This is a genomic window from Streptomyces sp. NPDC057307 (assembly GCF_042667665.1).
Classification (GTDB): domain Bacteria; phylum Actinomycetota; class Actinomycetes; order Streptomycetales; family Streptomycetaceae; genus Streptomyces.
Genome location: NZ_JBHUZM010000130.1, coordinates 1 through 21,522, shown reverse-complemented (window position 1 = coordinate 21,522; position 21,522 = coordinate 1). Strand labels below are relative to the sequence as shown.

The 21,522-nt window shown below is 72.3% G+C and carries 9 protein-coding genes and 1 pseudogene; 3 read left to right on the top strand and 7 right to left on the bottom strand.

Features of this window, described 5'->3' with window-relative positions; all coding sequences use genetic code 11:
• Positions 1-161 precede the first annotated feature (161 nt).
• From thiO to ACFUN8_RS30400, 5 genes and pseudogenes are all read right to left on the bottom strand, one after another.
• Complete coding sequence (thiO, locus tag ACFUN8_RS30420) at positions 162-1,250, bottom strand: glycine oxidase ThiO (protein ID WP_383644552.1); 1,089 nt, start codon at positions 1,248-1,250, stop codon at positions 162-164.
• Entirely contained in the window at positions 1,247-3,334 is a 2,088-nt protein-coding gene (locus tag ACFUN8_RS30415) for a type I polyketide synthase (protein ID WP_383644549.1), read from the bottom strand. Before ACFUN8_RS30415 ends, thiO begins: the two co-directional genes overlap by 4 nt.
• Positions 3,335-3,365: 31 nt before the next feature.
• A complete protein-coding gene (locus ACFUN8_RS30410; protein WP_383644546.1) occupies positions 3,366-3,929 on the bottom strand; it encodes an FcoT family thioesterase in 564 nt (187 codons plus the stop codon).
• Positions 3,926-14,518 (bottom strand): annotated as a pseudogene (locus ACFUN8_RS30405) (SDR family NAD(P)-dependent oxidoreductase); the annotation flags it as partial. The gene ACFUN8_RS30410 and the pseudogene ACFUN8_RS30405, both read right to left, overlap by 4 nt.
• Before the next feature lie 65 nt (positions 14,519-14,583).
• Entirely contained in the window at positions 14,584-16,182 is a 1,599-nt protein-coding gene (locus tag ACFUN8_RS30400) for an AMP-binding protein (protein ID WP_383644542.1), read from the bottom strand.
• Positions 16,183-16,407: 225 nt separating this feature from the next.
• Here ACFUN8_RS30400 and ACFUN8_RS30395 point away from each other — a divergent pair, with 225 nt between their 5' ends.
• Positions 16,408-17,349: an ACP S-malonyltransferase gene (locus ACFUN8_RS30395; protein WP_383644539.1), complete on the top strand. Its 942-nt coding sequence runs from the start codon at positions 16,408-16,410 to the stop codon at positions 17,347-17,349.
• A gap of 17 nt (positions 17,350-17,366) precedes the next feature.
• On the opposite strand, the gene ACFUN8_RS30390 is transcribed toward ACFUN8_RS30395, so the two are convergent.
• Positions 17,367-17,603 carry an acyl carrier protein gene (locus ACFUN8_RS30390; protein WP_382572084.1) on the bottom strand — a complete coding sequence of 79 codons (237 nt, stop codon included), beginning with the start codon at positions 17,601-17,603 and terminating at the stop codon, positions 17,367-17,369.
• A gap of 117 nt (positions 17,604-17,720) precedes the next feature.
• Between ACFUN8_RS30390 and ACFUN8_RS30385 the strand changes: the two genes are divergently transcribed.
• On the top strand, positions 17,721-19,238 hold the full coding sequence (locus ACFUN8_RS30385; RefSeq protein ID WP_383644535.1) for an amino acid adenylation domain-containing protein: 1,518 nt from the start codon (positions 17,721-17,723) through the stop codon (positions 19,236-19,238).
• Here the strand turns inward: ACFUN8_RS30385 and ACFUN8_RS30380 are convergent.
• On the bottom strand, positions 19,221-19,817 hold the full coding sequence (locus ACFUN8_RS30380; protein ID WP_383644532.1) for a TetR/AcrR family transcriptional regulator: 597 nt from the start codon (positions 19,815-19,817) through the stop codon (positions 19,221-19,223). The two genes, ACFUN8_RS30385 and ACFUN8_RS30380, sit on opposite strands and share 18 nt — an antisense overlap.
• 101 nt (positions 19,818-19,918) lie before the next feature.
• Here ACFUN8_RS30380 and ACFUN8_RS30375 point away from each other — a divergent pair, with 101 nt between their 5' ends.
• Positions 19,919-21,481 (top strand): MFS transporter, encoded by a 1,563-nt coding sequence (locus tag ACFUN8_RS30375; protein ID WP_383644529.1) that lies wholly within the window; start codon positions 19,919-19,921, stop codon positions 21,479-21,481.
• Positions 21,482-21,522 lie beyond the last annotated feature (41 nt).

Here is a 21,522-nt window from a genome sequence, read left to right as displayed (position 1 = left end):
GTTCGGGGCCCCCGGCCGGGTACGGCCACGGCCGTCCACTCCCCCGGCGCCGGGATCCTCTCGGTCGGGGTCCCTCGGCTGCGAGGGCGTGGACGGCCGTCGGACAACGCACGAAGTCCCCCTCCCCGCCAGCGCCGGCGGGGAGGGGGACTCGTGAGACCTCAGGAGAAGCGGAGCGGGGTGAACGGCACCGTCGCGGCGGGCGGGGCGGTGCCGGTCAGGTGGGCGGCCATGGCCACGGCCGTGACCGGAGCCAGCTGGACTCCCATCCGGAAGTGGCCGCTGGCCAGATAGACATCGGGAACCGTCGTCGGGCCGATGACGGGAAGGTCGTCGGGCGAGGCGGGACGCAGGCCCGCGGTGATCTCGGCGAAGCGCAGGGCGCCGACCTCGGGAATGACCTCGGCGGCGCGGCGCAGCAGGCCGCTGGTGCCCTCGGCGGTGACGGTCTCGTCGTAGCCGCGCTCCTCGTAGGTGGCGCCGACGACGAGTTCACCGTCCAGACGGGGCGCCAGATAGAGGGACTTGCCCTTGGTGATGGCGCGGGCCGTGATGTTGAGCAGCGGGACGTCGGAGCGCAGACGGAGGATCTGGCCCTTGACGGGTCGGATCTCCGGGATCGCGCCCTCGGGCAGCCCCTCGATCTGGTGGGTCCAACAGCCGGCGGCCAGGACCAGCCGGTCGAAGGGGACCTTGTCACCGTTGTCGAGGACGACGGTGTGGTCCTCGACCCGGGTGGCGCTCCTGCGTACGACGGTGCCGCCCAGGGCTTCGACGGCCGTGATCAGCGCCGCGTCGAGGACGCGCGGGTCGATGGCGCCGTCGTCCGGTGACAGCAGGCCGCCGGCCACGGGGGCGAAGGCGGGCTGGAGCTTGGCGCACTCCTCGGCGGTCAGCCGCTCCGTGCGTACCCCGATCGACTGCTGGAAGGCCAGCTGGCGGTCGAGGACGGGCAGGGACTCCTCGTCGAAGGCGGCGTCCAGTACGCCGTCGCGCCGGAAGCCGGCGGGGGCGAACTCCTCCAGCTCCGCGACGAAGGACGGGTACAGCTCACGGGAGGTCAGGCAGAGGCGGAGGAGGTCCTCCTGGTCGTACAGCTGCTCGTTGATGGCCGGGAGCAGTCCCGCCGAGGCGTGGGACGCCTTGCTGCCCGGGGCGGGGTCGATCACCGTGACGGAGACGCCTTCGCGCGCGGCCCGCCATGCGGTGGCCAGGCCGATGACACCACCGCCGACGACAACAGTTTTCATGAATTGCTCTCCTGGAGGAGTCGACGCAGATGGGAGGCCAGACCTGCGGGGGTCGGGTGGTCGAAGACGAGGGTCGCCGGGAGCCGCAGGTTGGTGGCGGCCGCCAGATGGCGGCTGAGTTCGAGGTTGCCGATGGAGTCGAGGCCGGCGGCGCTGAACTCGCGCTCGGGGTCGATCTCGTCGCCGCTCTCGTAGCCGAGGACCGAGGCGGACACCGCGCGGACGAACTCCAGGGCGGCGGCGTCGCGTTCGGCCTCCGGCAGTTCGGCCAGCCGGCTGACCAGGGTGTCGGTCACGGCGGCCTTGCCGGAGCGGGTGGGTGCCAGCTCCTCCAGGACGGGCGGGATGTCGCCGGTGAGGCCCGCCTCGTTGAGGCGGACGGGCGAGAGGACCGCCTCGTCGCCGGCGAGTGCCGCGTCGAAGAGGGCCAGGCCCTGGTCGTGCCCGAGGGGCGCGAAGCCGGAGCGCTTGATGCGGTTGTGGTCGGCGGCGGACAGCTCGGAGCCCATGCCGTTCTCGCTCTCCCACAGGCCCCAGGCGAGCGAGAGGCCCTGCAGTCCGCGGGTACGGCGGTGGTGGGCGAGCGCGTCGAGGACGGCGTTGGCGGCGGCGTAGTTGCCCTGTCCCGCGTTGCCGACGAGTCCGGCGACGGACGAGAACACCACGAACGCGCAGTCCGGGTCCTGGATCAGCTCGTGCAGATGGAGGGCGGCGTCGACCTTGGGGCGCAGCACCTTGTCGAGTCCGCGCGGGGTGAGGGTGCCGATGGCGCCGTCCGCGAGCACGCCCGCGGTGTGGATGACGGCGGACGGGGCGGGGATGCCGGCCAGCGCGCCTTCCAGCGATGTACGGTCGGCGACGTCGCAGGCGACCACGTCGACGCGGGCGCCGAGCGCGGTGAGTTCGGCGTCCAGCTCGGCGGCGCCGGGCGACGCGGGGCCGCGGCGGCTGAGCAGGACGAGGTGCCGGACGTCGTGGCCGGTGACCAGGTGCCGGGCGAGCAGCCGGCCCAGCTCTCCGGTGCCGCCGGTGATCACGACGGTGCCCGTGAGGCTCCTGTGGCGCGGCGGCGGTGGGCTGCGTACGAGGCGCGGGCGGAGCAACGCGCCGTTGCGCACGGCGAGTTGCGGTTCGCCGGAGGCCACGGCGGCGGCGAGGGAGCGGCCCGAGTTCCCGGGGTCGTCGACGTCGACCAGGACGAAGCGGTCGGGGTGTTCGGACTGGGCGCTGCGGAGCAGTCCCCAGACGGCGGCGCCCGACACGTCGGACAGGTCCTCCTCGGCGCGGGCGGCGACGGCGCCGCTGCTGACCAGCACGAGGCGGGTCTTGGCGAGGCGGTGGTCCTCCAGGCACTCCTGGACGAGCATGAGGGCGCGTTGCGCGGCCGAACGCACCGGTGAGTCCTCGTCCGTGCAGGAGACGACGATCACGTCCGGCACGGCGGTGCCGTCGCGGAGCACGGCGTCGAGTTCGCGCAGCGAGGGGTAGGAGTCGAACGAGCGGCGGGTGGCCTTCAGCGCGCCGGTGAGGCCGATGCGGTCGGTGCCGAGGAAGCCCCAGCGCTGCTGGTCGGCGTTGTCCGACTGCTGCACGACGGACTTCCAGACGACGCGCAGCAGTTGGGTGCGCTGCGCCGCGGCGTCGAGCTGGTCGGCCGTGACGGGCCGGCTCACGACGGAGCCGATCGTGGCGATCGTTTCGCCGTCGTCGCCGGTCAGCGCCAGGGAGAAGCCCTCGTCGCCCGGGACGGTGTGGATACGGACGGCGCGGGCGCCGCCCTTGTGCACCCGTATCCCGCGCAGCGCGAACGGCAGGAACGTCCGGTCGTCCCGGTCGATGCCGGGGACCAGTCCCGCCTGCAGCGCGGTGTCGAGCAGGGCCGGATGCAGGAGGTAGTCGCCGCTGCCGGCCGTGCTGTCGAGCGCGGAGTCGGCGTAGACCTCCTCGCCGTGCGACCACACCGCGCGCAGGCCGCGGAAGGCCGGCCCGTACTGGAGCCCGCGGTCGGCGAAGCGGCTGTAGAGGTGCTCGATGTCGACCTCGCGGACTCCGTCAGGAAGCCCGGGCCGTTCTGCTTTGCTCATTGTCGCTTCCTTCGCGAAGTCCGGGCGGGGGTCAGATCACGGGCGGGTTGGTGACGGCGGCGGTGATCTCGCCGTGGCTCTCGCCACCCTGCTCGTCGGCGTAGTGGCACTTGGTCCGCAGGATCACCAGGGCGTCGCGCAGGTCGTTGCCGTCCCACTCGGCGATGTCGATGATCTCGATCTCGCCGGTGAAGCGGCGGCCCTGCATGGCGCTGCGGAAGCTGCTCTTGAAGTCGGTGATGAAGACGTCGGCGAGCTGCCGGGTCCAGAACTGCTCGATCGTCCATCCGGAGAACGGCTCGACGAGTGATTCCCGTACCGACATGGCCAGCAGGTAGTAGGCCATCTGGTTGAAGCAGATGTTGAACTCGACCGAGTTGAAGTGCCCGGTGTCGTCGATGTAGCAGGACTCGGGGATCTCGAAGGTGCAGGTGGCGATGAGCCGGCCGCCCTCGCGGGGGTCGCCCTCCGAGGTGACGGTGGCCGAGGTGAGGTACTCGCACCGCTTGGCGCGGTACGGGGTGAGCACCCGGCGCAGCAGTTCCTCGTCGGTGGGGAAGACGCGCCGGTCGGTGGCGTCGAGAAGCTGGGTCATGTGGGGTCTCCTGATCGTCGCGCGGTACGGAGAAGGTCGGCCAGGCTCATGTTCTGGATCGCGGCGGTGCGGTCCTCGGCGCCTTCGGCCGGCTCCGGCTCCGGTTCGTTTTCCGGTTCGTCGATCGCCATCTCCGCGAGCAGGTGCCGGGTGAGGACGAGCGAGGTCGGGTGGTCGAAGACGAGCGTCGCGGGCAGGCGGTCCCCGATGACCTCGCCGAGGGCGTTGCGGAACCGTACGGCGGCGAGGGAGTCGAATCCCATGTCGCGGAACGACCGTTCGGCGTCGACCTCGTCCACGTCGCCGAAGCCGAGTGTGGTGGCGGCCTGCGCCCGGACGATGTCGAGCAGTGTCTGTTCGCGGCGGGCGGGCGTCAGGCGGGCCAGCCGCTCGCGCAGACTCTCGGCCGGTTCGGCGGCCCGTGCGGCGGGATCGACTACGCGGCGGGACGGGCCGCGTACCAGATCGCGCATCAGATACGGCACGTCGGACCGGCTCTGCCCGGTGAGGTCGAGCCGGACGGGCGCCAGGAACGCACGGTCGAGGGCGCCGGCGGCGTCCAGCATCGCGAGGCCCTCGTCGGAGGCGATGGGTACGACTCCGTCGCGCACCATGCCGGCCACGTCGGCGTCGTCGAGTTCGCCGGTCATTCCGCTGGCCTCCGCCCACAGTCCCCAGGCCAGGGACTGTGCCGGGAGCCCGTTGGCGCGCCGGTGGGCGGCGAGGCCGTCGAGGAAGGTGTTGGCGGCGGCGTAGTTGCCCTGTCCGGCGCCGCCGGTCACACCGGCGGCGGAGGAGAACATCACGAACGCCGACAGGTCCTGGCCGGCGGTGAGTTCGTGCAGGTTGAGCGCCGCGTCGACCTTGGGGCGCAGCACCGCGGCCATTCTCTCCGGTGTCAGCGAGGAGAGGATGCCGTCGTCGAGGATGCCCGCGGTGTGGACGATTCCGGCGAGGGTGCGGTCCGCCAGTACGGCCGCCAGGGCGTCGCGGTCGGCGGTGTCGCAGGCGACCACCTCGACCCGGGCGCCGAGGGCGGTGAGTTCGGCGTCCAGTTCGGCGGCGCCGGGTGCGCCGGGGCCCCGTCGGCTGGTGAGCAGCAGGTCGGTGACGCCGTGGGTGGTGACCAGGTGCCGGGCGACCAGGCTGCCGAGGGTGCCGGTGCCGCCGGTGACCAGTACGGTGCCGGGCCGGTCGCCGAAGACGGTGGCGGCGGCGCCGCTCAGGTCGCCGGTGACACGGGCCAGGCGTGGGCGGTGGAGGGTGCCGGAGCGTACGGCGAGCTGTGCCTCGCCCGTGGCCGCCGCCGCCTCGATGTCGGCGGCGACGTCCGCGTCGGCGCGGTCGTCGGCGGCGTCCAGGTCGACCAGGACGACGCGTCCGGGGTTCTCCGTCTGGGCGCTGCGGACGAGGCCCCAGACGGCCGCTCCGGCGAGATCGGTGACGTCCTCGCCGTTCACGGACACGGCGCCGCGGGTGACGACGGTGAGCACGGCGTCGGGGGCGCCGTCCTCCAGCCAGGTCTGCAGGACGGCGAGCGTCGCGGCGGTCTCGGTGTGGACCGATTCGGCGGTGGTGCCGCCGGTGGCGCGGTGCACGACGGTCCGGGGGGCGGTCCCGCCGGCCGCGGCGGGTGCCCAGACCAGTTCGAACAGCGAGTCGTCGTACGCGCCGGTCCGGGTCGGCCCGCCGGTGGCCACCGGCCGCAGGACGAGCGACTCGACGGAGGCGACGGGGCGGCCCGCGGTGTCGGTGAGGCGCAGGGCGACCTCGTCCTCGCCCAGGGCGGTCATCCGCAGTCGGAGCGCGGCGGCTCCCGAGGCGTGCAGGTCGACCCCGGTCCAGGCGAACGGCAGGGTGACCCGTGCGGCGTCGGTGGCGAGCAGTCCGGTCGCGTGGAGGGCGGCGTCGAGTGCGGCCGGGTGCAGTCCGAACCGCTGGGCGTCGGCGGCGGCCTGTTCGGGCAGGGTGATCTCCGCGTACACCTCGTCGCCGGAGCGCCAGGCGGCGCGCAGGCCCTGGAAGACCGGCCCGTAGGCGAGTCCGCCGTCGGCGGCCGGCTCGTAGAAGCCGGTGAGGTCGACGGGCTCGGCGCCCGGCGGCGGCCAGGCCGCCGGCTCGTGGGCCGGTTCGGGTCCGGCGTCGGTGAGGGTGCCCTGGGCGTGGCGGGTCCAGAGGGTGTCGGCGGAGGCGTTGTCGGGTCGCGAGTGGATCGAGACGGTACGCAGATCGGCGTCGACCACGACCTGGATGGCCGCGCCGCCGCGCTCGGGCAGCACCAGCGGTGCCTCCAGCGTCAGTTCCTCCACGCGGCCCCGGCCGACCTCGTCGCCGGCCCGGACGGCCAGTTCCACGAAGCCCGATCCGGGGAACAGGACGCTGCCGCCGACGACATGGTCGGCGAGCCACGGCTGGCCGGCGAGCGACAGGCGCCCGGTGAGCAGCACTCCCCCGGCCCCGGCGACCGGCACGGCCGCGCCGAGCAGCGGGTGGTCGGTGGCGAGCTGGCCGATGCCCACGGCGTCGCCGGTGTGCTCGGTCAGGTGCAGCCAGTACCGCTTGCGCTGGAAGGGGTAGGTGGGCAGTTCGACGTGCTGGGCGCCGGTTCCGACGAACTGGGTGTCCCAGTCGACGGTCGCGCCGCGTACGTACGCCTCGGCGAGCGAGGTGACGAACTGGCGCGGGCTGCCGGAGTCGCGGCGCAGTGTGCCGACGAGTGTGGCGGCCACCCCGGCGGACTCGGCGGTCTCGTCGAGACCGGTGAGCAGGCCCGGGTGCGGGCTGGCCTCGATGAAGATCTCGAAGCCGTCGGCGAGCAGCGCGCGTGTGGTGTCCTCGAACCGGACGGTCCGGCGCAGGTTGGTGTACCAGTACTCGGCGTCGAGCCCGGCGGTGTCCAGGGTTCCGGCGGTGACGGTGGAGTAGAAGGGGATGGACGAGGTGCGCGGTGTCAGGCCGCTCAGCTCGGTGAGCAGCCGCTCGCGGATCTCCTCCACGAACATCGAGTGGGAGGCGTAGTCCACCGGGATGCGGCGGGACTGGATCTCGTCGGTGTCCAGCCGGGCGCGCAGTTCGTCGAGGGCGTCCGGGCCGCCGCACACGACGACGGAGCTGGGGCCGTTGACGACGGCGAGTTGCAGTCGGCCGTCCCAGTCGGCCAGGTATTCGCTCGCGCGGTCGGCGGAGAGGGCGACGGACATCATGCCGCCCCGGCCGGCCAGGTCCTGGCGGATGACGCGGCTGCGCAGGGCGACGACGCGGGCGCCGTCCTCCAGGGACAGGGCGCCGGCGACACAGGCGGCGGCGATCTCGCCCTGGGAGTGGCCGACGACGGCGGCCGGTTCGACGCCGGCCGCGCGCCAGGCTTCGGCCAGCGACACCATCAGCGCCCACAGTGTGGGCTGGACGACGTCGACGGCGTCCAGGGCCGGTGCGCCGGGCGCGCCGTGGACCACGTCGAGCAGATTCCAGTCGACGTACGGTTCGAGTGCCTTGGCGCATTCGCCCAGGCGTGTCGCGAACGCCGGTGAGTGCTCCAGCAGTTCGACGCCCATGCCCTGCCACTGGGAGCCCTGGCCGGGGAAGACCAGTACGGCGCGTGAGTCGCCGCGCTGCAGTCCTTGGACGACGGCCGGGGACGAGTTGCCGGCGGCCAGGGCGTCGAGCCCGGCGAGCAGGCCGTCGCGGTCGGCGTCCACGATCACGGCCCGGTGTTCCAGGGCGGCGCGGCCCCGGGCGAGCGAGGCGGCGGTGTCCAGTTCGTCCACGCCGGGGTTCTCGCGGAGGTGGGCGGCGATCCGGGCGGCCTGGGCGCGCAGTGCCTCGGGGGTCGATCCGGACACGGTCAGCGGGACGACGGGGGGCCGTACGCCGCGTGGTTCGCCCGGTCCGGCCGGCGGTGCCTGCTCGATGATCACGTGGGCGTTGGTGCCGCTGACGCCGAACGAGGAGACGGCGGCGCGGCGCGGGCGGCCGCTCGTGGACCAGTCCCGGGGTTCGGTGAGTACTTCGACGGCGCCCTCGGTCCAGTCGATGTGCGGCGAGGGGGTGTCGGCGTGCAGGGTGCGGGGCAGTACGCCGTGCCGCATCGCCATCACCATCTTGATGACGCCGGCGACACCGGCGGCGGCCTGGGTGTGTCCGAGGTTGGACTTGACCGAGCCGAGCCACAGCGGGTCGTCCCGTCGCTCCTGGCCGTACGTGGCCATCAGCGCCTGCGCCTCGATGGGGTCGCCGAGGGTGGTGCCGGTGCCGTGGCCCTCGACGACGTCGATGTCGGCGAGGGTCAGGCCGGCGGAGGCCACGGCCTGCCGGATCACCCGCTGCTGGGCGGGGCCGTTGGGCGCGGCGATGCCGTTGGACGCGCCGTCCTGGTTGATCGCCGATCCGCGGATGACCGCGACCACGGGGTGGCCGTTGCGCCGGGCGTCCGACAGGCGTTCGAGCACCAGCAGTCCGGCGCCCTCGCCCCAGCCGGTGCCGTCGGCGCCGGCGCCGTACGCCTTGCAGCGGCCGTCGGGGGCGAGGCCGCTCTGCAGGCTCATCCCGACGAACGTCTCGGGGGTGGCCATCACGGTGACGCCGCCGGCCAGGGCGAGTGTGCACTCGCCCTGTCGCAGCGACTGCATGGCCCAGTGCATGGCGACCAGGGAGGAGGAGCAGGCGGTGTCGATGGTGACGGCGGGGCCCTGGAGACCGAGGGTGTAGGCGATGCGTCCGGAGGCGATGCTGCCGAGGCCGCCGCCCGCGGTGAAGCCCGCGAGGTCCTCGGGGACGGCGCCGGAGCGGGTCGTCCAGTCGTGGTTCATGACTCCGGCGAACACCCCGGCGGCGGTGCCGTGCAGGGAGTGCGGATCGATACCGCCCTGTTCGAGGGCCTCCCAGGCGACCTCCAGGAGCATGCGGTGCTGGGGGTCCATCGCCTGGGCCTCCTTCGGGCTGATACCGAAGAAGGCGGGGTCGAACTCGGCGGCCTCGTGCAGGAAGCCGCCCTCGCGGGTGTACGTGGTGCCGTGCTTGCCGGGCTCGGGGTCGTAGATGTCGTCGGTGTGCCAGTCCCGGTCGTCGGGGAACTCGGTGATGGCGTCGGTGCCGCCGGCGACCAGCCGCCACAGTTCCTCGGCGGAGGTCACGCCGCCCGGGTAGCGGCAGCCCATCGCCACGATCGCGATGGGCTCGTCCGTCGCGGCCCGCACGGTGGGGCGGGGCGCGGCGACGACGGGTGCGGCCCCGCGTACGGTTTCGAGGACGTGGTCGACCAGGGCGCGCGGCGTCGGGTGGTCGAAGATCAGCGTGGAGGTGAGCCGCAGTCCGGTGGCCGAACCGAGCGCGTTGCGCAGTTCGATGGCGGCCAGGGAGTCGAAGCCCAGCTCGGTGAAGGCGCGGCGGGGGTCGATCGCGGTGCCGCCGTCGTGTCCGAGTACGGCGGCGATCTGGGTCCGGACCAGGTCGAGGACGATCCGTTCGCGTTCGGCGTCCGGCTTTCCGGCGAGCCGGTCGGCCAGTGCGCCGCCGGGGCCGCTCGCGGCCGCCGCGGCGGTGTTCCGCCGGGCGGGCGGGCGGACCAGTCCCCGCAGCATCGGCGGTATGCCCTCGGAACGGGCCCGCAGCGCGGGGGCGTCGATGCGCAGCGGGACCAGGGCGGGCGCGCCGGTGACGAGGGCCTGGTCCAGGAGGGCGAGGTTCTCCTCGGCGTCCAGGGCGGGGAGTCCGGAGCGCTCGGCGCGGCGGAGGGTGACCTCGTCCAGTCGGGCGCCCATTCCCGCGTCGCCCGCCCACAGGTTCCACGCGAGGGACGTCGCGGGGAGGCCCTGGGTGGCCCGGTGCGCGGCGAGCGCGTCCAGGAAGGCGTTGGCGGCGGCGTAGTTGCCCTGTCCGGCGGCCTCCATGGTCCCGGCCGCGGAGGAGAAGAGGACGAAGGCGGCGAGCGGCAGGTCACGGGTCAGCTCGTGCAGATGCCAGGCGCCGTCGGCCTTGCCGTGGAAGACGGTGTCGACCTGTTCGGTCGTGAGCGATCCGGCCAGCCCGTCGTCGACGACTCCGGCGCTGTGGACGACACCGGTCAGCGGGTGCTCGCCGGGGATCGTCGCCAGCAGCGCGGCCAGGGCGGCGCGGTCGGCGACGTCGCAGGCGGCCACCGTGGCGTGGGCGCCCAACTCGGCGAGTTCGGCGACGAGTTCGCTCGCGCCGGGGCTGTCGGGGCCGCGGCGTCCGGTGAGCAGGAGGTGCTTCACACCGTGCTGTCGTACGAGGTGGCGGGCGACCACGCCGCCCAGACCGCCGGTGCCGCCGGTGATCAGCACGGTGCCGTCCGGGTGCCACGCGACGGGGCGCGGGTCCTCGGGTACGGGCGTCCTGGCCAGGCGGGGCACGAGTACCTTGCCGTCGCGCAGGGCGAGTTGGGCTTCGCCGGTGGCCAGGGCGGCGCGCAGTTCGTGCTCGGGCACGTCGTGGTCGGTGCCGACGAGGACGAAGCGGCCGGGGTTCTCGGCCTGGGCGGAGCGCACGAGCGCCCACAGGGACGCGAGGGTGAAGTCGTACGGGCCGCCGCGGGTGACGATCGCGAGGCGGGTGTCGTCGCGCAGCGCGTCCTGGATGAGGGTGAGGGCGTGCAGTGTCGCCGCGCGGGCGGCGTCCGCGGGTTCGCCGGGGAACGTCTCGGGGACGTACGCCAGTTGGAACTCGTGCGAGGCGGCGTCCGGCTCGGACGGGGCCTGGACGGCGGTCCATTCGACGCGCAGCAGTGAGCCGCCGCCCGAGGCGGTCGGCCGTACGCCGTTCACCGGCACGGGCCGCTGGACGAGCGAGCGGACGGTGGCGACGGGTGCCCCGTTCGCGTCGGCCAGTTCGACCGTGACCTCGTCCGGGGCGGTCTGGACGACATGGACGCGTACGGCGGTGGCGCCGGTGGCGTGGAGTTCGACACCGCGCCAGGCGAACGGCAGCCGTACCTGGCCGTCGTCCTCCGGGCCTTCGGCGGCGTGCAGTGAGGAGTCCAGCAGCGCGGGGTGCAGTCCGAACCGGTCGCCACCGGCCTCGTCGAGGGCGACCTCGGCGAACACGTCGTCCCCGCGGCGCCAGGCGGCGCGCACGCGTCGGAACGCGGGCCCGTAGCCGTACCCCTGCGCGGCCTGGCGCTCGTAGAGGCCGTCGACGTCGATCGGCTCGGCGTCGGCCGGCGGCCACTGGGCGAACACGGCCGGGTCGGCCGTCGCGCCCTCGCCGTGTTCGGCGAGTATTCCGCTGGCGTGGCGGGTCCAGTTCTCCTCGCTCCGCGCGGGGCGGGAGTAGATCTCGACCGAGCGGCGGCCGGACGTGTCGAGCGCGCCGACGACGACCTGGACCTCGACCCCGGCGTCGGTGGTCACCGCCAGCGGCGTCTCCAGGGTGAGTTCCTCCACGGCGGCGCAGCCCGCCTCGTCGCCGGCGCGTACGGCCAGTTCGACCAGGGCGGTACCGGGTACGAGGACGACACCCGCGATGACATGGTCGGCCAGCCAGGGCAGTGACCGGGTGGAGAGCCGGCCCGTCAGGATCACTCCGTCGGCGCCCGCGAGGCTGACGGCGCTGTCGAGCATCGGGTGCCCGATCGTGCCCGGGTGGCTGCTTCCGGCGTCCAGCCAGTAGCGCTTGCGCTGGAAGGAGTAGGTGGGCAGCGCGGTGCGGCGGGCGCCGCGGCCGGCGAAGAAGCGGTCCCAGTCGACCGCGACACCGTGGGCGTGTGCCAGGCCGAGCGCGCCGAGGGTCTGGCGCTCCTCGTCGTGGCCGTCGCGCAGCAGCGCGGCGAACGCGGCGTCGGCGCCGCCGTCGGTCAGGCAGTCACGGCCCATCGCCGACAGGACGGCGTCGGGGCCCAGTTCCAGATACGTGGTGACGCCCTGGGATTCGAGCCAGCTCATGGCGTCGGCGAACCGGACCGGCTCGCGCACATGGCGTACCCAGTAGTCGGCGTCGAACGCGGCGACGGGCTCACCGGTCAGATTGGACACCACGGGGATACGCGGCGGCTGGTAGGTCAGGGTCTCGGCGACGCGGCGGAAGTCGTCGAGCATGGGTTCCATCAGCGGCGAGTGGAACGCGTGCGAGACGCGCAACCGCCGTGTCTTGCGGCCCTCTTCGGCGAAGCGGGCGGCGACGGCGAGTACGGCGTCGGTCTCACCGGACAGCACGACCGCGTCCGGGCCGTTGACGGCGGCGATGCCGACCTTCTCGGTGAGATACGGGGTGACTTCGGCCTCCGCCGCCTGGACGGCGACCATGGCGCCGCCGACGGGAAGCTCCTGCATCAGGGTGCCGCGCGCGCCGACGAGCAGCGCCGCGTCGGCGAGGTTCATGACGCCGGAGACGTGTGCGGCGGCGATCTCGCCGATGGAGTGTCCGGTGAGGAGTCCGGGGGTGACACCCCAGGACTCCAGCAGCCGGAACATCGCGGTCTCGACGGCGAAGAGGGCGGCCTGCGCGTAGCGGGTCTGCTGGAGCAGTTCGGCCTGCGGCGAACCGGGTTCGGCGAACAGCACCTCGCCGAGGGGCTCGTCGAGGTGGAGGTCGAGGTGGTCGGCGGCGTCCTGGAGCGCCTGGGCGAACACCGGGAAGGCGCGCACCAGTTCACGGCCCATGCCGAGACGCTGGCTGCCCTGGCCGGTGAAGAGGAACGCGGTGCGGCCGGTCGCCAGCGTCGTACCGGTGACCAGGCCGGGCGCGCTCTCGCCGGCGGCGAGGGCGGTGAGGGCGCGGCGCAGTTCGTCGCGGTCGGCGGCGACGACGGTGGCGCGGTCGCGCAGCGCGGCGCGTGTGGTGGCGGCCGAGTAGGCGAGGTCCAGCGGCGAGGCCGAGTCCACCGCGCTCAGGAGCCGTTCGGCCTGGCCGCGCAGCGCGTCGTCGCCCTGGGCGGAGAGGACGACCGGCACGGGGCGCTCGGCGGCCGGGAGTTCGTCGCTTCCGTCACTCTCGTCGCTTCCGTCGGCGACGGGGGCGGGGGGCTCCTCGATGATGACGTGGGCGTTGGTGCCGCTCGCGCCGAACGAGGAGATGCCGGCCCGGCGCGGGGTGTCGGTGCTCTCCCACGGGACGGGCTCGGTGAGGAGCTGGACGGTGCCGTCCGACCAGTCGACGTGCGTGGTGGGCTCGTCCACGTGCAAGGTGCGCGGCAGGGTGCTGTTACGCAGCGCCTGCACCATCTTGATGATTCCGGCGGCGCCCGCCGCCGCTCCGGTGTGCCCGATGTTGGACTTCACCGAGCCCAGCCACAGGGGCTTCTCGGGTGAGCGTCCACGTCCGTAGGCGGCGACCAGGGCCTGGCCCTCGATGGGGTCGCCGAGTGTGGTGCCGGTGCCGTGCGCCTCGACCGCGTCGACCTCGTCGGCGGTCAGCCGGGCGTCGGCGAGCGCCTTGCGGATGACGCGCTGCTGCGCGAGGCCGTTGGGCGCGGAGAGGCCGTTGGTCGCGCCGTCCTGGTTGATGGCGCTGCCGCGGATCACGGCCAGTACGGGGTGCCCGTCGCGCAGCGCGTCGGACAGCCGGGCGAGGACGAACACGCCGACGCCCTCGGCGAAGGAGGTGCCGTCCGCGGCGGCGGCGAACGCCTTGATACGTCCGTCCGGGGCCAGGCCGCGTTGGCGGCTGAACGTGGTGAACGTGCCGGGGCTGGAGATCACGGTGACGCCGCCGGCCAGCGCCAGCCCGCACTCCCCGCCCTGGAGCGAGCGCACGGCCAGGTGCAGGGCCGTGAGCGAGCCGGAGCAGGCGGTGTCGACGGTCAGCGTGGGGCCTTCGAGGCCGAGGGTGTAGGCGACGCGGCCGGACACGACGCTGGGCAGATTGCCGCCCAGGACGTAGCCGTCGAGGCCGTCGGGGGCCTCGTGCGTCCGGGGCCCGTACTCGTGCGGCTCCACACCGATGAACACGCCCGAGGAGGTGCCGCGCAGCCGGCCCGGGTCGATGCCCGCGTGTTCGAGCGCTTCCCAGGAGGTCTCCAGCAGCAGCCGCTGCTGGGGGTCCATGGCCAGCGCTTCCTTGGGGTTGATCTGGAAGAAGTCGGCGTCGAAGTCGGCGGCGTCCGGCAGGAATCCGCCGCGCCGCACATAGCTGGCGCCGGTGACGGACGGGTCCGGGTTGTAGATGCGGTCGAGGTCCCAGCCGCGGTCGGCGGGGAAGTCGGTGAGCACATGGGTGTCGTCGGCGACGAGCCGCCACAGGTCCTCGGGCGAACTCACCCCGCCGGGGTAGCGGCAGCCGATGCCGACGATCGCGATCGGCTCGCCGAACGCCGACGGCACGGCGGGCGCCGCCGACTCGTCGGCCGCCTCGGGTCCGCCGGTGCCGTGCACCAGGTCCGAGAGGTGGCCGGCCAGGGCCAGCGGTGTCGGGTGGTCGAAGGCGAGGGTGACGGGCAGTTCCACCCCCACCTCGGCGGCGAGCCGCCGTTGCAACTGGACCAGGCCCAGCGAGTCCAGGCCCCCCGCCAGGAACGGGCGGTCGGCGGCCAGATGGATGGCCCCGTCCCCGTAGGCGTCCGGGTCGGCGGTCCGCAACACCGCTGCGGCTTGCGCCAGCACCAGTTCCAGCATCGCGGCCCTTGACTGCTCGGTCATGTGCATACTCCGCAACGAAGAAGAGGCATGGAAACGAAGAAGACGCTTGGAGTCGGTCGCGTGGGTCAGGGCGCCGCGTGGGCGGCCAGGGCGGCGCGGTCGACCTTGCCGTTGACGGTCACCGGGAACTCGTCCACCACGCTGAGACCGTGCGGGACCATGTAGGCGGGGAGTGCCGCGCGACAGAACGCGAGGACCTCTTTGGTGTCCGGCGCGGGCCCGGCGGGGGCGCGGGTGACGAACGCGTGCAGCAGCGGGTCGCCGCCCTCGCGCGGCAGGACCATCGCGACGGCGCCGGTGATGCCGGCGAACTGGCCGACCCTGCGCTCGACTTCGCCGAGTTCGACGCGGTTGCCGCGGATCTGCACCTGGGAGTCGACGCGGCCGCGGAAGTACAGCTCGCCCTCGGGCCCCATGGAGGCCAGGTCGCCGGTCTTGAACACGACCTGCCCCGACTCGGGGTGCAGCGGGTCCGGGAGGACGACGGCGCGGGTGGCCTCCGGGTCGCGCCAGTAGCCGGAGAACAGCGACGGGCTGCGCAGATAGATCTCGCCGATCGTGCCGGGCTCGTCGACGGGGACGCCGTCGGACCCGAGGAGCATCATCTCGGCGCCGGCGACCGCGTAGCCGATCGACAGGCGTTCGGTGCCGGGCGGCAGCGGGTTGGGCACCTCGGTGATGGACGCGGCCATCGTCTCGGTGGCGCCGTAACCGTTGGTGAAGCGCGCCTTCGGCAGCAGCTCCTGGAGGCGGCGCAGCTCGTCCAGGGGGAAGTCCTCCCCGGAGAACGTGATGCGGCTGAGGATGCCCTCCTGGCCCATCTCGGCCAGCAGGTCGGATTCGTGGCGCAGGACCGGGCGCCACACCGAGGGGACGCCGTCGACCTGGGTGACCCCGGCGTCGCGCAGGTACGACAGGAAACGGCGGGGCCAGTTGAGCCGGGCGCGCGGCACGGGCACCAGCGTGGCGCCGTGGCCGAGGGCGAGGCCGATGTCGAACAGCGCGAAGTCGAACTGGAGCGGCGAGGTGTTGGCGACCCGGTCCTCGGCCGTGATGAGGCGCGCCGCCTCGGCGCCGCGCAGGAACGCGATGACCCCTCGGTGGCTCATGACCACGCCCTTGGGGCGGCCGGTCGTGCCCGACGTGAAGGTGATGTACGCGGTGTCGATGGGCGTCACCACCCGGCGGCGGCGGACGCGCGGCGCGGGCGCCCGTTCCACGGTGAGTCCGCCGGAGCCGAACCGGGCGGTGCCGACCGTCTCGGGTATGCCGGTCCGCTGTCCGTCGTCGGACTGGATGTGCAGCGCGGGTTCGGCGCTGTCGATGATCGTCAGCAGCCGCTCGTCCGGGACTTCGGGGCTGGTCGGGGTGAACGGCAGCCCCAGCGTGGCGCAGGCCAGCAGCGTCGCCACGGCGTCGGCGTTGGTGTCGGACTCCAGGATGACGCGGTCGCCCACGTCGAGGCCGAGCGCGTCGAGTGCCTCGACGAGGCGGTCGACGCGCCGTTCCAGTTCGCCGTAGGTGACGGTCTCCAGACCGCCGTCCGCCGCCGCCTGGATCACGGCGGGCCGGTCGGGGTCCCGCCGGGCGGCGGCCAGCAGATAAGTCCGCAGGTTGTCCACGGACGCGTGCGCCCGGACCGGACGAGCTCCATTCGGGCTCATGCGCCACCCTTCCCGATTCAGCGTTTCCGAGTAATGCCCGCCCATTTCTAACAGGTGGGCTTTTCAACTCGCAAGAACCCCTGGCCTGCGGCCCCCGAACTAGGGGGCATTAGGGGTTATGCGACCAGTAGGGGTGGACAACACTGACCGTACAACAGGTGGGATCGAAGTGGCGGGCTTATCAGAACGCATCCGATGAGCCCGACAAATAGGGAGAGCGAGAATATGTCGGCGATTATCTTTCCCGGAATCGGACCGGTCCGGCTCGCCGACTCGGCGCGGTTCCTGGCGACCCATCCCATAGCCCGCCGGCTCGTCGCCGAGACGGACCGGGTACTGGGCTATTCCCTTCTCGACAGTTACCGGGAGGCCGAGGACCGCGGCGACCAGGGGGCGTTCCCCGAGCCGGCCCGGATCGCGTTCCTGGTCCAGTGTCTGGCGCTGGCCGAGTGGACGGTCAAGGAGAACGACCTGGAGCCGGTCGTCTGCGCCGGTGCCAGCTTCGGCGGCACGGCGGCCGCGGTGCACTCCGGCGCGCTGGCGTTCCCCGAGGCCGTGGAGATGACCGCCGCGTGGGGCCGCCGCGTCGACGACCACTTCGCCCGCGAGCACCGCGACATCGTCACCCAGTCGTTCGCCCGCGTCGCGCCCGACCGGCTCGCCGAGATCCAGGCGGAGCTGACCGAACGTGGCGACTGGAACGAGGTGGCCTGCCAGGTCGACCACGACTTCCACATGCTGTCGGTGCGCGAGGACGTGGTGGAGTGGCTGCAGGGACGGCTCCGCGCGGCGGGCGGGCTCCCGCTGTACGTCATGCGGCCGCCGATGCACTCGGCGCTGTTCGACGCGCTGCGCGAGGAGATCGCGACCGGGATCACCGCGGACATCGCCTTCTCCGATCCCCGGATCCCCGTCGTGTCCGACCACGACGGGTCGCTGGTGCGGACCGGGGAGGGCGTGCGGGAGCTGCTGCTGAACGCCGTGACCCGCACCGTGCGGTGGCCGGCCGTCGTCGACACGATCAAGGGGCTCGGCGTCGACCGGGTGCATGTCACCGGACAGGACGCCCTGTGGGGCCGGGTGGATGTCATGACCAACGCCTTCCAGGTGGTGGCGGTGCGTCCCGACACAGCTATGCGACCGCGCCGTCGCAGCGCGATCGCATAGCGCAATCAAGAATCCGGTCAGCGCATGGCGTCCAGGGTTTTCCAGAGAGTCGCGGGAGTCGCGAAGTTATCCATGTTGAGCGCATCGTCCACGAAACGGACGCCATATGCGTCCTCCACCGAGGACAGCAGCGAGACCATTCCCATGGAGTCGAGACCGAAATCGCGCAGGCTAAGATCGGCGGTCAACTCCTCATCCGGTTCCAGCAGCGGAATCTGTTTGCGGAGAAGTTGCTCGAAAGATTCGTCCCACATACGGGCTCCCGTGTTTTCCCGACGTTTACCGAATAGTCGGCGTCGCCGCCAACCTAAGCCCTGAGTCCTACCGGTCGGCACCCCTACCCACCCCTTTCCCTCTTCGGAGCGAGGACAATGAATCAGACACCCGTCCCCGGCCACGGTCTGCACGAGCGCTTCCTGCGCGGCCTGGCACTGTCGCCCGGCCGGACCGCGATCCGCGTCGACGCCACCGAGAGCCTGACGTACGAGCAGATGCACGAACTGGCGATGCGCCGGGCAGCGGCGCTGCGGGCCATGGCTCCGCAAGGTCCGCACAACGTCGCCGTACTGGCCGACAAGAGCCTGACCGCCTACGTCGGGATCATCGCCGCGCTGTACGCGGGCGCCACGGTCGTACCGCTCAACCCGCGGTTCCCCGCCGAGCGCACCCGCTCCATGCTCACCGCCGCCAACGTCTCCACCGTCATCGCAGATTCGGTGGGCCGCGCCTCGCTCGCCGAGACCGGGCTGGACCTGCCCGTCCTGGACGAGACCACGACGGGGCCCTCGCTGGACACGCCGGTGGCCGTCAGCCCGTCCGACGTGGCGTACATCCTGTTCACCTCGGGCTCGACGGGCCGCCCCAAGGGGGTGCCGATCACCCACGAGGCCAACCACCACTACTTCGAACTGCTCGACGAGCGCTACGACTTCGGGCCCGACGACGTGTTCTGCCAGAACGTCGGACTCAACTTCGACTGCGCCATGTTCGAGATGTTCTGCGCGTGGGGCAACGGGGCGCAGGTGCACCCCATCCCGCCCTCGGCCCACCGGGACCTGCCGGCGTTCTTCGCCGAGCGGAAGATGACCGTGTGGTTCTCCACCCCGAGCGGCATCACGTTCATCCGGCGGATGGGCGGTCTGACCCCCGGATCGATGCCCACGCTGCGCTGGACGTTCTTCGCGGGTGAGGCGCTGCTGCACGAGGACGCCGCCGCCTGGCACGTGGCCGCGCCCCAGTCGAAGATCGAGAATCTGTACGGGCCGACCGAGCTGACGGTCACCATCACCGGGCACCGCTGGTCGCCGGACGCCTCCGAGAAGGAGACCGTGAACGGCGGTGTCCCGATCGGCAAGGTGCACCCCGGCCACGACCATCTGCTGCTGGACGACGACGGCGAGTCGGCGGCGGAGGGCGAACTGTGCATCGCCGGGCCGCAGATGACGCCCGGTTATCTGAACGAGGACGACAACCGGGGCCGGTTCCTGGAGCACTCCGGCCGCCGCTGGTACCGGACCGGCGACCGGGTGCGACGGCTGGACGACGACGAGCTGATCTATCTCGGCCGGATGGACGCCCAGGTGCAGATCCAGGGCTTCCGGGTCGAGCTGGCCGAGGTCGACCATGTCGTACGGCAGTGCACCGGCGTGCAGAACGCGGCGACCGTGACCCGGCCGGCCCCGAACGGCGGGCTGGAGCTGGTCCTCTACTACACCGGTGAGCGGATCCCGGCGGCGACGCTGCGCCGCGAACTGGCCGCGCATCTGCCCGATCCGATGGTGCCCAAGACATTCCGGCACGTGCCGGAGTTCCCGCTCAACTCCAACCGCAAGGTCGACCGGGCGCAGCTGGCCCGGGAGGCCGCCGCGATGTCAGACGGTCGCCCCTGACCCGAAGTGGCGGGCGTTCTCCGCGACCGTCCGCAGCGCCTCGGCGAGCGATTCGCCCGTCGAGGCGTGCTCCGGGTCGACGACCCACTGCATCATCACGCCGCTGAGCAGCGCGTGGTAGAAGCGTCCGAGCGCGGTCGCGGTGGGGTCCGACAGTTCGTCGCCGCCCCACAGGAGCCGGACCAGGCCGTTCTGCGCCTGCTGCTGTGCCTCTATGAAGAAGCCGGCGACCTCTGGCACATGGTCGCGCTGGGAGATCGCGTCGAACTGGGCCCCCCACACCGGGCGATGACGCTCGAACAGCTCGATCACGCGCGTCCACGCCATCTCGAACCGCTTGATCGGATCGTCGGGCAGGTCTCCCACATCGGCCAGAGCGCCCTTCAGCTCCTGGGCCCACTCCTCCAGCGCCTCCATGATGGCGGCGTTGAGGAGGGCTTCCTTGGTGCCGTAGTGGTAGCCGATCGAGGCGAGATTCGTGCCGGACGCCTCCACGATGTCGCGTGCGGTGGTCCGCGCGTACCCCTTCTCGTAGAGGCATTGCTTCGCTCCGGCCAGCAGATCCTCTCGGTGTCCCATGTCGAACAGTCTAGCCATTCTCTCAGTGATCTGTCTTAAACGGATGTCTTGAACAGAATCTGAGTTAGACGGATCTCTTATACAGATCTAGAGTCGAGGCCATGAGTCCGCAACGTGCAACCTTGAGGGACTGGGTCGGCCTCGCCGTCCTCGTCGTCCCTGTCCTCATGATGTCGATGGACATGACGGTGCTGTACTTCGCGCTGCCGTTCCTGAGCGCGACCCTGGAACCGAGCGCCACCGAGCAGCTGTGGATCGTGGACATCTACGCGTTCATGCTCGCCGGGCTGCTCATCGCGATGGGCACACTCGGCGACCACATCGGCCGCCGGCGGCTGCTGATGATCGGCGCGGTCGTGTTCGGCGCGTCGTCGCTGGCCTCCGCCTACGCGACCAGCCCCGAACTGCTGATCCTCGCCCGCGCTCTCCTCGGCATGTCCGGCGCCGTACTCGCGCCGTCCACGCTCTCGTTGATCCGCAACATCTTCCAGGACCCGGGCCAGCGCCGTACCGCCATCGCCGTGTGGACCGCCGGCCTCTCCGGCGGCGCCGCCCTGGGGCCGATCGTGTCGGGGCTGCTGCTGGAACACTTCTGGTGGGGCTCGGTCTTCCTGATCAACATCCCGGTGACGATCCTCATCGTGGTGCTGGGCCCCATCCTCCTGCCGGAACACCGCGACCCCAAGCCCGGCCGCTTCGACTTCCTCGGTGCCGTGCTGTCCCTGGCCGCCATGCTTCCCGTCATCTACGGCATCAAGGAACTCGCCGACGACGGCTTCGACTGGATGTACGTGGGCGTCACCGCCGCCGGCCTCGTCATCGGCGTGCTCTTCGTCCTGCGCCAGCGTGTGGCCCCCAATCCACTGATCGACCTGAGCCTCTTCCGGGACCGGGGGTTCACCGCGTCCATCGCCGTCAACCTGGTGGCCCTGTTCGCGATGATCGGGTTCCTGCTGTTCGCGACGCAGTGGATCCAACTGGTCTACGGGCTCAACCCACTTGAAGCCGGTCTGTGGACACTGCCCGCGCCGCTGGCGGTGGCGGTCACCACCTCGGTCGCCGTCGGGCTGGCCAAGAAGATCCGCCCCGGCTACATCATGGCCATCGGCATGGTGGTCGCGTCGGCGGGATTCGCCATCATGACGCAGCTGCACGCCGATTCGAACCTGGCCATGGCGGTGATCGGCGCGAGCGTGCTGTCGGCCGGTGTGGGCATGGCGATCCCCCTGACCGCCGACCTGATCGTCTCCGCGGCTCCGGAGGACCGCGTGGGCGCCGCCGCCGCGCTGCCCGAGACCGCCAACCAGCTCGGCGGAGCGCTGGGCGTGGCGATCCTCGGCAGCATCGGTGCCGCCGTCTACACCCGTGATGTCGCCGATGTGACGAAGGGGTTGCCGCCGGAGGCCGCCGAGGCCGCGGAGGGTTCACTCGGCGGTGCGACCGAGGTGGCGAAGCACCTGCCCGGTGAGGCGGGCGACGCCCTCGTCACGTCCGCCGGGGAAGCCTTCACCCGCGGCATGAACCTCAGCGCCGTGGTCGGTGGCGTCGTCATGCTGCTCGGTGCCGTCGGCGCGGCGGTGCTCCTGCGCCACGTCAAGACTCCCACCGCCACGTCCGCGCCGGCGGACGGGGCGAAGCCCGAGCCCGCGGCCGTCTCCGAGTAGCGGCCGCCGCACCGTACCGGCCCCCCGAACAGAAGAGGTCC

Coding starts and splice junctions, on each gene's coding strand:
- ACFUN8_RS30415 (WP_383644549.1), bottom strand. CDS start 3,334: ATGAGCAAAGCAGAACGGCCCGGGCTTCCTGACGGAGTCCGCGAGGTC.
- ACFUN8_RS30390 (WP_382572084.1), bottom strand. CDS start 17,603: ATGTGGGACGAATCTTTCGAGCAACTTCTCCGCAAACAGATTCCGCTG.
- ACFUN8_RS30375 (WP_383644529.1), top strand. CDS start 19,919: ATGAGTCCGCAACGTGCAACCTTGAGGGACTGGGTCGGCCTCGCCGTC.
- ACFUN8_RS30410 (WP_383644546.1), bottom strand. CDS start 3,929: ATGACCCAGCTTCTCGACGCCACCGACCGGCGCGTCTTCCCCACCGAC.
- ACFUN8_RS30400 (WP_383644542.1), bottom strand. CDS start 16,182: ATGAGCCCGAATGGAGCTCGTCCGGTCCGGGCGCACGCGTCCGTGGAC.
- ACFUN8_RS30395 (WP_383644539.1), top strand. CDS start 16,408: ATGTCGGCGATTATCTTTCCCGGAATCGGACCGGTCCGGCTCGCCGAC.
- ACFUN8_RS30385 (WP_383644535.1), top strand. CDS start 17,721: ATGAATCAGACACCCGTCCCCGGCCACGGTCTGCACGAGCGCTTCCTG.
- thiO (WP_383644552.1), bottom strand. CDS start 1,250: ATGAAAACTGTTGTCGTCGGCGGTGGTGTCATCGGCCTGGCCACCGCA.
- ACFUN8_RS30380 (WP_383644532.1), bottom strand. CDS start 19,817: ATGGGACACCGAGAGGATCTGCTGGCCGGAGCGAAGCAATGCCTCTAC.